This window comes from Arthrobacter sp. P1_B3 (assembly GCF_056406615.1).
Genome location: NZ_JBFTZV010000010.1, coordinates 47,066 through 58,641, shown reverse-complemented (window position 1 = coordinate 58,641; position 11,576 = coordinate 47,066). Strand labels below are relative to the sequence as shown.

Here is an 11,576-nt window from a genome sequence, read left to right as displayed (position 1 = left end):
GGTCAGGGATGGGGTAGAACTTAACCATGAATGTGCGCACCCCTGACCCGAATCCCGGCTGGCTCTCCGACGACGACTTGTCCGAAGCGCGGGGCAAGCTGCCGATGGTCTATGTCGAGGCCGTTCCGGTCCGGCTGGACCCTCTCGGGTTCGTGAACGAGGTCGGCACGCTGCTGCAGGCCGACGAGGACGGCACCATGGTCCGTTCCCTGGTGTCCGGCCGCGTTCTCTACCGCGAGACCATCCGCGCCGCGCTGCTCCGCCATATGGAGAAGGACCTGGGCCCGCTTGCCTTCCCGCAGCTGCCGGTCAGCCCGGTGCCGTTCACGGTGGCCGAGTACTTCCCGTCTCCGTCCCACACCGGCTTCACGGACGACCGCCAGCACGCCGTTGCCCTGGCGTACGTCATTCCCGTCACCGGCGAATGCTCCCCGCGCCAGGACGCCCTCGAGCTGACCTGGATGACCCCGCAGGAGGTCATGAGCACGGACGTGCAGCTGGAATTCAGCGGCGGCCGGGGGGCCCTGATCCGGCAGGCGCTGGCCTTCGCGGGAGTCGGCAACTAGCCGGCTTCCTTCGGTCCCGCGCCGTCCGGGGACGCTCGGGGCGGCCCCTGCGTCCCCGACTTCACGCACCGGATTTTGTAGACTGTTGGGCGGACCGCAAGAGAACTTTAAGGACTCCCGATGACCCACCCCCCAGCCTCCCGGAACTACAGTGAACAGCAGGCTGGATCTCTGCGGGCCGGCGACCACCTGATCCTGCCCGACGGAAACCGCTCCGCCGAGATCCATCGCGTGGATGTTGAAGCCGACGATTTTGGTACTCCCGCCATGGTTTTGGCGACGCTCAGCGGCGGCGGTGTGCTGCGGATCGCGGCGGGATCAATGATCCGGGTCACTGACGACGCTGAGCCCGGCCCCCCGGCCTCTTCCGACGGCGGCGCGTTCGGCGCCGTCGCCCCCTCCGACGGAGCCCCCGACGCCGGCGCCCCCGAACTTCCGGCGTCCGGCCCTTCCCCCGAACCAGAAGAGGAAGTGCGGGACGCAACGGAGTCCGACAACACGGCGGCCGCCGTCGTCGTTCCTCCCCAGCCCGTTGCCCCGCCCGCGGTGAGCGGTCCCAGCGACGCGGAGCTGGCGCTGATCCCGGCCCTCGAGGGCACGCCGGAGTCTGTCGTGGAGGCCGCGGCCGAGGCCCATCCGGGCGCCGTCGGCGTGCTCCTACTTAGTGAACGGCTCGCCAAGGGCATCAACACCAAGTCCGGGAGCTGCCTGAAGGACCTCAGCGACCTCGCGCACGAGCTCTTCGTCACCCTCAAGGACGCCGACAACGCCCTGGCGGTCGCGGACCTGCTCAACGTCCTGCCGTTCGACGGCAACCCCGACCGCTGGGCCTCCGTGGAGTCGTCCCTGGCGCTCTCCAGCTACATCTGCCGCCAGCTGGGGCAGGACCAGCGCGCCGGGATCTACGAGAAATTCCTCCGCGCGCCGGAGGCCATGGAAACGGACCCGTTCAAGGCCAGGATCAACGCCAAGGTACGCCAGCGCTCGCTCAACGAGCCGAACCTGTACGACAAGGAAATCTTCCGCTCGATCGACAACGCGAACCCGGACGCGGAACGCGAATGGCGCCTGCTGCGGCTCGAGGCGCTCCTGTTCCTGCGCGCGCACGGCGGCTCCGAAACGGTTGGCACCGTTGAGCTGGAACGCCGGATCGGCAACGAGCTCGAATCAGTCCGCGCCTGAGGCCTGTGTGGTCCTGCTGGGCCTGCCCCGCTGGGGCCTGGCGTTGGGGCCTGCCCGATAGGGCTTAGCCGATAGGGCTTAGCGTTCGGCCCTACCCGATGGGTGCCGGGAGTTGTAGATTCACCCCATGACGAACAATCTGAGCGTTGTGATTAATTCTGACGCGCAGCAAGTTTGGACCATGCTGCGCGAACCCGCCAAAATCGCCCAATGGCACGGCTGGGTGGCCGATGACCAAGAGGCCGAAATCAACGAAATCTACTTCGGCCCCAATGTGGTCGAAGGCGCAGACCACACCTCCTTGGTGGTCGACGGCGGGGACGTCTTCACGTTGAAACCTGTCCCGACGGGCACGGAAGTCAGCGTCACCCGGGCTGCGATCGACCACAATTCCGAGTGGGCGGCCTGGGACGAGGACATCACCCAGGGCTGGCTGACCTTCCTCCACCAGTTGCGCTTCGCCCTGGAACGGCACCCGCACGGCAAGCGCCGGACCTTTTTCTTCTCCGTGCCCGGCTCTGGCGGGTCCGCGATAGAAAAACTCGGGCTCAGCGACGTCCCGGCGCCCGGGGACCCGTATTCGCTCACCCTGCCCACAGGCGAGGAGCTCTCCGGCAAGGTGTGGTTCCGCAGCAACCATCAGGTTGGCCTGACGGTCCACCACTACGCCGAGCACGGGGACGGCCTGCTGATCGTGGCGGACCAGCCCGCCATCGAGGACGTCCGGCCCGACGGCGGATCCCTCGCGATCGTGTCCACCTACGACCTCGGGGCCCACCAACTGGAGGCGGTCCGTAATTACTGGGACAAGTGGCGGGCTGAGAACTACCCCACATCGGATCCCGTCCACTAAGGCAAGGGAAGCGTTAGCTGGCACACTTGAACCGTGCCAGCCAATCCTGACTTCGCTTCTGTGCCCCCCGCGCCTGCCCGGCAGTCCGAGTTCTCCTTCCGCGTGGGCAAACGCCTGAGCGAGGCGTGCCCGCCGTCGGCCGGGCAGATTGCCGCCAACGGCGGTGAGTTCCTGGGCCGGACCGGCACCATCGCCACCCCGCACGGGGAGATCCAGACCCCGGCGTTCATCGCCGTCGGCACCAAAGCCACGGTCAAATCCGTGCTGCCGGAATCCATTGCCGAGCTCGGCGCACAGGCCGTGCTGGCCAACGCCTACCACCTGTACCTGCAGCCGGGCGCGGACATCCTGGACGAGGCCGGGGGCCTCGGCGCGTTCATGAACTGGCGCGGGCCCACGTTCACGGACTCCGGCGGTTTCCAGGTGATGAGCCTGGGCTCTGGGTTCAAGAAGGTCATCGACATGAAGTCGGTGGACAATTCAGGGCCGGACGACGCCGTCGCCCCCGGCAAGGAACGCCTGGCCCACGTGGACGAGGAAGGCGTGTGGTTCAAGAGCCACCTCAACGGCGACCGGCACCGCTTCAGCCCCGAGATCTCCATGAATGTCCAGCACCAGATCGGCGCGGACATCATGTTCGCCTTCGACGAGCTCACCACGCTGCAGAACTCGCGCGGCTACCAGGAGGAGTCGCTGGAACGCACCCGGCGCTGGGCCGAACGGTGCATCACCGAGCACTTCCGGCTCACGAACGAGCGCGCCGGCAAGCCCTACCAGGCGCTGTTTGGGGTGATCCAGGGTGCCCAGTACGAGGACCTGCGCCGCAAGGCCTGCCGCGACCTCGGCGCCATGAACTTCGACGGCTTCGGCATCGGCGGGGCGCTGGAGAAAGAGAACCTCGGCACGATCGTGCGCTGGTGCAACGAGGAACTGCCGGAGAACAAGCCGCGGCACCTGCTGGGCATTTCCGAACCGGACGACATCTTCACCGCCATTGAGAACGGCGCGGACACCTTCGACTGCGTCTCCCCCACCCGGGTGGCCCGCAACTCGGCGTTCTACCACCCCACCGGCCGGTACAACCTCTCCGGCGCCAAGTACAAGCGCGACTTCGGCCCGCTGCAGGAAGGCTGCGACTGCTACGCCTGCCTGAACTACTCGCGGGCCTACATCCACCACCTGTTTAAGGCCAAGGAGATGGTCTCGGCCACCCTGATCTCGATCCACAACGAGCGCTTCGTGGTGAAGATGGTGGACGACGCCCGGCTCGCCATCGAGGCCGGCAACTTCTTCGAGTTCAAGGCCGAGACGCTGGGCCGGTATTACTCCTAGAGGCTTCCCGCCGCCCCGCCGTCGAACCGCCTCGTCCCGCCCCGCCGTCGAAGTCGCCGGAACCGTGCCAGATCGCCGGAAGTTTCCGGCGACCCCGCTGCGTTCCGGCGACTCGGCGTAGAAGTCGTCCGCCAGGCCGTCAGGCCCTCAGCTCGTCAGGTGCAGCGACGCCGAAAGCGCCGCGTCAGCATCCCGCAGGACCTTGGCCGCCACCTGGAGGCCCTCGATCCGGCCCAGGGAGACGTCCTCATGTTCGATGTTGACCAGCATGTTGGGGTCCACCTCGTACAGCGCGCGCAGGAACTCGGTCCAGTAGGCGGTGTCGTGCCCGCGGCCCAGGGCCACGAAGTCCCAGGCGGAGTCCTTGGGCCACTCGTTGGCCCACTCGTCGCCGCCGAGGTTGGTGCGGCTTTCCTCCGGGGAAAGCCGGCGGAAGCTGTTGTCGAGGACACCGTAGAGCGCGGCGTTCCCCGTGTTCACGCGGACGTCCTTCGCCGCCGCCTGGAAGACAAGCGGACCGAGCTCGCGGACCACCGCCACCGGATCCATCTGCTGCCAGAACAGGTGCGAGGCGTCCAGCTCGACCCCCACGTGGGTCGCGCCGGTCAGCTCGATGAGCTTGTGGACATCGGCAGTATTGAACACGATGTTCTGCGGGTGCAGCTCGAGGGCAACCTTCACGCCGTGATCGGCTGCGAGGCGGTCGGTTTCCTTCCAGAAGTCGGCCGCGATGCCCCACTGATAGTCGAGCACGTCCAGGGCCGCCGAGTTCCAGGCGTTCACGACCCAGTTGACCGTGGTGGCTCCGGGTTCGCCGCCGGGCAGGCCGGACATGGTCACCACGCGGTCCTGTCCCAGCCGCTGCGCCAGCCGGATGGAGCGGCGGATGTCCTCGGCATGCTTCTCGCCGATTTCACGCTTGGGGTGCAGCGGGTTGCCGTTGCAGTTCAGGCCGGCGATCGAGACGCCGGTTCCCTCGAAAATCGCGAGGTAGTCGTCGCGGGCCGCGTCGCTCTCAAGGATCTGGTCCATGGTGGGGACGTGGACGGCCGGCAGGAATCCACCCGTGTTGATTTCGATGCCGGTCAGTCCCAGGCCGGCGATGACCTTCAGGGCCTCGGGCAGCGGCCGGTCGTGCAGGATTGCGTTGTAGACACCGAGTTTCATAGCGTGATTTTCTTTCCGTTGTTGAGGGCGGATTCAGTGACAGCGCCGAGCAGTTCCATGTTGCGCACGCCCTCGTCGAACGTGGCGCAGCGGGGCAGGGAGTCCGCCTGGCTGAGGCCGGCGACCTCCTCGAGGAAGGCCCGGGACTGGTAGGCGAAGGCGTCGTTCTGGCCGAACCCGACACTGGGCGCGTCCATGGCCAGGCCGCCGGCGATGTACGGGTGTCCGGGTCCGAGGATGACCTGGCGGTAGCCGTTCTCGTTGGCCGGGCCGTCGTTGAGGAACAGTTCGATTTCCGCGGGGCGGCGCTGATCGAACCGGGCGGCGCCGTTCTCGCAAAAGACCTCGAAGATGAGGCTGTTGGCGTGGCCGGCCGCGACACGGGAGACCTCGAAGCCGCCGGCGCCGTTCTCGAATTCGGCGGAGAACACCGCGTAGTCGTCGTTTTCGACCGGCTCGAAGGTGTCGCTGACCGCGGCGTGGTCGTGGCCCATGACGGCGCCAAGCGGCAGCGGGCGCTTGTCGATCACGGTACTGAGGCGTCCGCCGCTGATGGACTTGATGTCGCCGCAGAGGAACTCGGCAACGTACGTCAGGTGGCTGCCGACGTCGGCCAGCGCACCGGAGCCCGGGCCGCCCTTGTAGCGCCAGCTCATGGGCGCCGACGGGCTGAACCCGTAGTCGGTCCAGTAGCGGCCGCTGAAGTGCAGGACGTTGCCCAGGACGCCGCTACGGATGAGGTCGCGGATGTACGCGATGCCCGGCGTGCGGCGGAAGGTGAACCCGATGCGGGCGATCGAGCTGGCGTTGCGGGCAGCCTCGGCCATGGCGCGGGCGTCGTCGATGGAGTCGCTCAGCGGCTTTTCGCACAGCACGTGCTTCCCGGCGGCCAGCAGGCCCTCCACGACTTCGCGGTGGAGGGAGTTCGCGATCACGACGCTCACGACGTCGATGTCATCGGCCTCGGCGATCGCCTGCCACGAGGTGTCATTGCGTTCGTAGCCAAAACGCTTCGCGGCGAGGGAACCGAACTCGGCGTTGACGTCGCCGATGGAGACCAGCCGGATAAGAGGAAGAACGGGGCTGTAGAGCGCGGACGCCGTCCGGTACGCAGCCGCGTGCGCTTTTCCTGCCATTCCGGCGCCGATTACGGCAACTCCCAAACTGTCAGCCATCGATTTCTCCTTTGAAATTCGGCCAGGCCGCCGGCCCGACCCTAGAAAATTGGAGCGCTACAAAAACGGGCGCTGAACAAAAGCGTAGCTATGTACATATGTCCTGTCAATGGTTGACCGGTTATCCTCGGATGAGACGTGAAAGGCTCTGCAGATGTCGTTGAACACCCCCCGAACCCGCCGCCCGACGATCTACGATGTCGCCAAGAGCGCCGGCGTCTCCCCGTCGCTGGTCTCGCTCGTGCTGCAAAACCCGTCGAAGGTCAGCGAGAAGCGCCGGGAGGCCGTCCGGGCGGCCATGTCGGAGCTCGGTTACCGGCCCAGCCGGGCGGCGACCACGCTCGCCAGCAGCCAGACGAAGAGCATCGGGCTGGTCATTGACGACTTCCGGAACCTCTGGTTCGTGGACCTCCTGCGCGGCATGGAATCCGCCCTTTCACCCCACGGCTACCAGGTCACCCTCGCGGATTCCCGCCCGGGCGAGAACCGCATCACGGAGGCCACGGACGGCCTGCTGTCCATGCACGTGGAGGGCCTTGTCATCGCCGCCGAGCCAAGCGAGTCCATGATGGCCGGGACCTGGGTTCCGGCAGTCGTCGCCGGCTGGCGAAACGGCGTTCCCGCGGGAGCAGACCTCATTACGAACGACGACGACGGCGGCGGCCGCATGGCGGCGGAGCACCTGCTGGGGCTCGGCCACACCCGGATCGGACACCTTTCGGGCTCCGGAGGTGCCGCTGCCCACCGGCGGGACGGTTTCCGCAGCGGCATCGTGGAGGCCGGCGTCGAGGTCCGGATCGCCGGTGAATCCCAGGGGACCTCGGAGGAGGATGGCTACGCCGCCGCCTGCTGGCTGCTCGACCACCACCCCGACACGACCGCCCTGTTCGCGGCCAATGACACCATGGCCCTGGGTGCCCTGGCCGCGGCCAAGGCCCGCGGCCTGTCCGTCCCGGCGGACCTGTCCGTGATTGGCTACGACAACTCCCAACTGGCCAAGTCTCGGTACCTGGACCTGACCTCCGTGGACAATCGCAGCGACGTTGTGGGGTCCCATGTCGCCAACACCCTGCTGGCACGGATCCAGGACCCAACTCTCGAACCCCGGCGCAAGCTGATCGAGCCGGCCCTCATCGTCCGCGGCACGACGGCCCGCGTTTCCGGCTGAGCCCTCCCCCACCTCCGTCGAACTCGTGGGAGGCGCCCGCCAGCCTCCCGCCGTCGAAATCGCGGGAAACCACCGAACTCGCCGTAAACTTGCGGCGCCTCCGCCGCGTTCCGGCGAACTGGGGGCGGCGTCCCAAAAAGCGCCGTCGCAACAAATCTGGGGTGCGGCCTCGCGTTTTCCACATAACGACGGCGAGGCCTCCCGCCCGATTGGATGGCAGCGCAAGCTTGTGGCATGACGCAGATATCCCTCCTGGAGCTGCCTCCGACAGGCAACCTCTGGCGCACCGAACAACTCCTGGACCTCGGCTACGGCTCGCGCGCCATCCGTTCGCTTCTGGATTCGGGGGGCCTCGTCCGGCTCCGGCACGGCTGCTACATCCGCGCCAGCCTGTGGCGGGCCCAGTCCCCCGCCGTCAGGAGCCGGCAGCTCATCTACGCGCATGCCCACGGGACGCGCACGACGTCGACGGGCGCCTTCCTCTACAGCCACACTTCCGCCGCACGCCTCCGCCGCCTCTACCTGTGGGACGTGGATGACGCGATCCATGTCCTCCAGAAAGTGCGCCCCTCGAACGAGCGCCACGGCAGGGACGTCCGTTGCCACACGCGCCCCTTCGCGGAACACGACGTCGCCGTAGTGAACGGCCTTCGGACGACTTCCCTGGAGCGCACAACGGCCGACTGCGCCATGCTGCTGGGCTACAGGCAGGCGTTGATCCTCACTGACCACGCGCTTCGCCTGGGCGCGGACCCGGCCGCCCTGCAGACCATGGCAAATGATCTGGACGGCCGCCGGGGAATCCGGACGTTCCGGCGGGTCCTCGCCTCGGCCGATCCGCGGTCCGAATCTCCCGGCGAAACCCTGGCGCGCGAGCTGATCCTGCGGTGCCGGATCAGGCCTCCTGAGCCGCAACTGGAGGTCTCAAGCCGCGCCGGGCGCCATCGCCTGGACTTTGCGTGGAAAGAGGAGAAGGTCGCCCTCGAGTTCGACGGCAAAATCAAGTACTTCGATTACAGTCCCACAGCCGAGGTGATCTTCGAGGAACGGCGCCGGGAGAAGGCCCTGACTGAAGAGGGCTGGCGGTTCGTCCGGGTTGAGTGGAAGGACCTCTTCCGCGAGCAGGAATTCAAGAGCCGTCTGCTTCGTGCGCTGGCTAGACGCCCGCACCCTTGAGCGTCGAATTCGCCGGAAGCCCGCAACGTCGCCGGAATCTTACGGCGACCCCGCGGGTTTCCGGCGAAGTGCGTGGCGGCGGGGCGCGGAGTGGGCGTCGGCCGAGCCCGTTCTGCCTCTCGGGTCCCTTGGGTGGCGGCGGGGCGCGGAGTGGGCTCCGACGGGCGGCGAACTGCGCGGCCGGCGGCGGATTGGGTGGGCTGCGGCAGGGCGCGGAGTGGGCAGAGGTCGGCGGCTGCCTACGCCCCGTAGCTCGGTTCGCGCCTCTTGACCCAGCCGATGGCGAGCGAGGTCAGCGGCACGAAGGCGAACTCCACGAGGGTCTTGTAGAGGAAGCCCACGAGGACGTAGTTCACGAACATCCCGGCGTCGGTAATGCCGATCACGGACGCGGCGATGCTACAGAAGATCAGTGTGTCCACGAATTCGCCGGCCACGGAGGAGCCCATGATGCGCGCCCACAAGGACCTTTCTCCGGTCCGCGCCTTCATCTTCACGAGGATCCACGAGTTGATCGTCTGGCCTGCGAGGAAGGCCAGCAGCGATGCCAGCACAATCTGCGGGACCGGCCCCAAAGCGCCCTCCAAGGCTGCCTGTTTGGAGGCACCGTACTCGTCGCCGAACCCCGGAAGGGCGATGATGACCCAATAGCAGAGGGACGCAAAGACGGACAGCGCAAAGCTGGTGACGATAGCCTTGCGCGCCACTTTGAAGCCATAGACCTCGCTGATGACGTCGCCCAGGATGTAGGCCAGCGGGAAGAGGAAGAATCCGCCGTCTGTGATGACGGGGCCGATCGCCACGCCCTTGGACGCCCCGATGTTGGACAGGATCAGCACAACGGCCATGACGGCCAGGATGATGCCGAAATACGGGGAGCCGATCGAGGCGAACCTCGGCGGAGCTGAGGCCGGGAAAGTCTTGGCGGAAGTCATGGGCATTCCATTCGTAGTGGTTCGCTCGGCGGCCCGTGCCCGCAAGGGGAACACGCTGGACGGCCGGCTGTATTAGCACTGGACGGCCCCGGTGACGCGAGCCGACGGAACCGCCTCCATTGTCGCACCCGGCGGTGCGGGCACGGCGGTCTGGACGGCGGTGTAGGCCCGACCAGTAGCCGCGAGTTCGCCGGAAACGCCCGAGGTCGCCGGAAATATACGGCGATCCGGAGCGCTTCCGGCGATTTCGAAGACGACGGGCCGACGCCGCCGGGCCCATGCCGCCGGGCCCACGCTTCGTCGGCGGCACCCACGCCGCCCATGCGGCTCGCCCTCACCCTGTGAACGCTCCGGGCGTGGTGGCAGGATGGGGCCATGGACAAGACCCATGCCTGACACCGCACTTTCCACGCGCGCCCTCGTCAAGCGCTACCGCGACGTCACCGCCGTCGACTCGCTCAACCTCGACGTCCGCCGCGGCGAAATCTACGGGTTCCTCGGCAGGAACGGGGCGGGTAAAACGACGACGATCCGCATGTTGCTCGGCCTGATCCGAACGACCAGCGGGGAGGTGAGCGTACTCGGCCGGCGCGTCAGGCCTGGCGAGACGAGCGTGTTCTCGCGCGTCGGCTTCCTCGTCGAGACCGCGACCGCCTACCCCAACCTCACAGTGCGCGAGAACCTCGACATCCAGTGCCGCCTCACCGGCTCGCCGGCGCGATCCGTTGCCGATTCGATCGCGCTGTTGCGCCTCGATCCGTACGCCGACCGGAGCGCCGGGCAGCTCTCGCTCGGCAACAAGCAGCGCCTCGCCCTGGCCCGCGCGCTGCTGCACTCCCCCGAGCTGCTCGTGCTCGACGAGCCGGCTAACGGGCTCGATCCGGCCGGTATCGTCGAGATCCGCGTGCTGTTCCGTTCGCTCGCCGACGAACGCGGCATCACCGTCTTCATGTCGAGCCACATCCTCGCCGAGGTCGCTCACCTGGCAGACCGGATCGGCATCGTCCACGAGGGCCGCCTCATCGAGGAGTCGTCGCGCGAGGAACTCGCCGCGAAGGCACGCGCCTTCGCGGCAGGCGCCTACACCCCGGAAGAGCGCGAGCAGGCCCTGCTCACACTGGATCTGGAGCGCTACTTCCTCGCGCGCACGGGCGATGGCCCGAAGAGTGGCGTTGTCTGATGTTCGGACGGGTGCTCTCCACCGAGTTCATGAAGCTTCGCCGCGCCAAAGCGACGTGGGCCACGCTGGCGGTGCTGGCGCTGATGCCCCTCGGCATCGCGCTGTTCATGTGGATCGTGCGCGAACCGGGGCGGGCTGCCCAGCTTGGGCTTCTGGGGACCAAAGCGAGCCTCGCCGGGCTAGAGGCGACGTGGCCCGAATACTTCTACATGCTCACGCTGGTCTTCGGTGTCGGTGGGATGCTGCTGCTCGCATTCATCGTCGCCTACCTGTTCGGCCGGGAATACCGTGATGCCACTGCCAAGAACATGCTCGCGCTGCCCGTGGCCCGTCACTGGTTCGCCGTCGCGAAGCTGGCGGTCGCGGCGGTGTGGTGGATGGCGCTCGTAATCATTGTCCTCGTCGAGGCGATGGGGATCGGACTGGCGATGGGATTGCCGGGGTTCTCGGCGCGGCTGGCCGGGGCCGGAATCGCAAACGTGCTTCTGGCTGCGGGGATCTCGTTCCTGCTGGCGCCGGTGATCGCCTGGATTGCCGTCTGGAGCCGCGGCGAAGTGGCCCCCATCGCCTTCTCCCTCGTCATGCTGGCCCTGGGCAACCTGTTCGGCAAGACCGGCTGGGCGGAGTGGTTCCCCTACTCGATCGTCCCGCTGCTGATCGGCTTGGTGGCCGACTCCGTCGGCTCGCTCCCGGCGGGCAGCTATGTGGTGCTCGCGGCGACGTTTGTAGCTGGCATCGCCGCCACAGTCCTGCAACTGCGGTTTGCGGACAACGCCCAGTAAGCCCGGGGCCGGGCGGTCGCCGCCCAGAGCCGACACCCTACCGGCGCCAGCATCAACGAC

The 11,576-nt window shown here is 67.4% G+C and carries 11 protein-coding genes; 8 read left to right on the top strand and 3 right to left on the bottom strand.

Annotated elements, in window-relative coordinates:
• Window positions 1-26: 26 nt before the first annotated feature.
• From AC1D2F_RS12815 to tgt, 4 genes are all read left to right on the top strand, one after another.
• Window positions 27-566: an NUDIX hydrolase family protein gene (locus AC1D2F_RS12815; RefSeq protein ID WP_229994615.1), complete on the top strand. Its 540-nt coding sequence runs from the start codon at window positions 27-29 to the stop codon at window positions 564-566.
• Between the two features lie 120 nt (window positions 567-686).
• Complete coding sequence (locus tag AC1D2F_RS12810) at window positions 687-1,748, top strand: DUF6707 family protein (RefSeq protein ID WP_476966870.1); 1,062 nt, start codon at window positions 687-689, stop codon at window positions 1,746-1,748.
• Window positions 1,749-1,875: 127 nt separating this feature from the next.
• Window positions 1,876-2,601: an SRPBCC family protein gene (locus AC1D2F_RS12805; protein ID WP_229996195.1), complete on the top strand. Its 726-nt coding sequence runs from the start codon at window positions 1,876-1,878 to the stop codon at window positions 2,599-2,601.
• Between the two features lie 33 nt (window positions 2,602-2,634).
• The gene (gene tgt / locus AC1D2F_RS12800) at window positions 2,635-3,933 is read left to right on the top strand and encodes a tRNA guanosine(34) transglycosylase Tgt (protein ID WP_476966869.1); all 1,299 of its coding nucleotides are present in this window, start codon (window positions 2,635-2,637) and stop codon (window positions 3,931-3,933) included.
• A 147-nt stretch (window positions 3,934-4,080) separates the two neighbouring features.
• Here tgt and AC1D2F_RS12795 read toward each other — a convergent pair whose 3' ends face one another.
• Together AC1D2F_RS12795 and AC1D2F_RS12790 are read right to left on the bottom strand one after the other, a co-directional pair.
• Window positions 4,081-5,100 carry a sugar phosphate isomerase/epimerase family protein gene (locus AC1D2F_RS12795; RefSeq protein WP_229993651.1) on the bottom strand — a complete coding sequence of 340 codons (1,020 nt, stop codon included), beginning with the start codon at window positions 5,098-5,100 and terminating at the stop codon, window positions 4,081-4,083.
• Window positions 5,097-6,275 (bottom strand): Gfo/Idh/MocA family protein, encoded by a 1,179-nt coding sequence (locus AC1D2F_RS12790; protein WP_476966868.1) that lies wholly within the window; start codon window positions 6,273-6,275, stop codon window positions 5,097-5,099. Before AC1D2F_RS12790 ends, AC1D2F_RS12795 begins: the two co-directional genes overlap by 4 nt.
• A 154-nt stretch (window positions 6,276-6,429) precedes the next feature.
• On the opposite strand from AC1D2F_RS12790, the gene AC1D2F_RS12785 reads away from it, so the two are divergent.
• Both AC1D2F_RS12785 and AC1D2F_RS12780 read left to right on the top strand, forming a co-directional pair.
• Window positions 6,430-7,443 (top strand): LacI family DNA-binding transcriptional regulator, encoded by a 1,014-nt coding sequence (locus AC1D2F_RS12785; RefSeq protein ID WP_476966867.1) that lies wholly within the window; start codon window positions 6,430-6,432, stop codon window positions 7,441-7,443.
• Window positions 7,444-7,677: 234 nt separating this feature from the next.
• Window positions 7,678-8,619, top strand: a complete 942-nt coding sequence (locus AC1D2F_RS12780; protein ID WP_476966866.1) for a type IV toxin-antitoxin system AbiEi family antitoxin domain-containing protein — start codon at window positions 7,678-7,680, stop codon at window positions 8,617-8,619.
• Between the two features lie 239 nt (window positions 8,620-8,858).
• On the opposite strand, the gene AC1D2F_RS12775 is transcribed toward AC1D2F_RS12780, so the two are convergent.
• Entirely contained in the window at window positions 8,859-9,554 is a 696-nt protein-coding gene (locus AC1D2F_RS12775) for a queuosine precursor transporter (RefSeq protein ID WP_229993655.1), read from the bottom strand.
• Between the two features lie 388 nt (window positions 9,555-9,942).
• Between AC1D2F_RS12775 and AC1D2F_RS12770 the strand changes: the two genes are divergently transcribed.
• The gene (locus tag AC1D2F_RS12770; RefSeq protein ID WP_476966865.1) at window positions 9,943-10,734 is read left to right on the top strand and encodes an ABC transporter ATP-binding protein; all 792 of its coding nucleotides are present in this window, start codon (window positions 9,943-9,945) and stop codon (window positions 10,732-10,734) included.
• Window positions 10,734-11,516, top strand: coding sequence for an ABC transporter permease (locus AC1D2F_RS12765; RefSeq protein ID WP_476966864.1), 783 nt, complete (start codon window positions 10,734-10,736; stop codon window positions 11,514-11,516). The genes AC1D2F_RS12770 and AC1D2F_RS12765 overlap by 1 nt, the downstream gene beginning before the upstream one ends.
• Window positions 11,517-11,576 lie beyond the last annotated feature (60 nt).

Excerpts from the sequence above, each read along its gene's own strand:
- AC1D2F_RS12790 (WP_476966868.1), bottom strand. The coding sequence starts at position 6,275 with ATGGCTGACAGTTTGGGAGTTGCCGTAATCGGCGCCGGAATGGCAGGA.
- AC1D2F_RS12795 (WP_229993651.1), bottom strand. The coding sequence starts at position 5,100 with ATGAAACTCGGTGTCTACAACGCAATCCTGCACGACCGGCCGCTGCCC.
- AC1D2F_RS12810 (WP_476966870.1), top strand. The coding sequence starts at position 687 with ATGACCCACCCCCCAGCCTCCCGGAACTACAGTGAACAGCAGGCTGGA.
- AC1D2F_RS12785 (WP_476966867.1), top strand. The coding sequence starts at position 6,430 with ATGTCGTTGAACACCCCCCGAACCCGCCGCCCGACGATCTACGATGTC.
- AC1D2F_RS12780 (WP_476966866.1), top strand. The coding sequence starts at position 7,678 with ATGACGCAGATATCCCTCCTGGAGCTGCCTCCGACAGGCAACCTCTGG.
- AC1D2F_RS12775 (WP_229993655.1), bottom strand. The coding sequence starts at position 9,554 with ATGACTTCCGCCAAGACTTTCCCGGCCTCAGCTCCGCCGAGGTTCGCC.
- AC1D2F_RS12815 (WP_229994615.1), top strand. The coding sequence starts at position 27 with ATGAATGTGCGCACCCCTGACCCGAATCCCGGCTGGCTCTCCGACGAC.
- AC1D2F_RS12805 (WP_229996195.1), top strand. The coding sequence starts at position 1,876 with ATGACGAACAATCTGAGCGTTGTGATTAATTCTGACGCGCAGCAAGTT.
- AC1D2F_RS12765 (WP_476966864.1), top strand. The coding sequence starts at position 10,734 with ATGTTCGGACGGGTGCTCTCCACCGAGTTCATGAAGCTTCGCCGCGCC.
- AC1D2F_RS12770 (WP_476966865.1), top strand. The coding sequence starts at position 9,943 with ATGCCTGACACCGCACTTTCCACGCGCGCCCTCGTCAAGCGCTACCGC.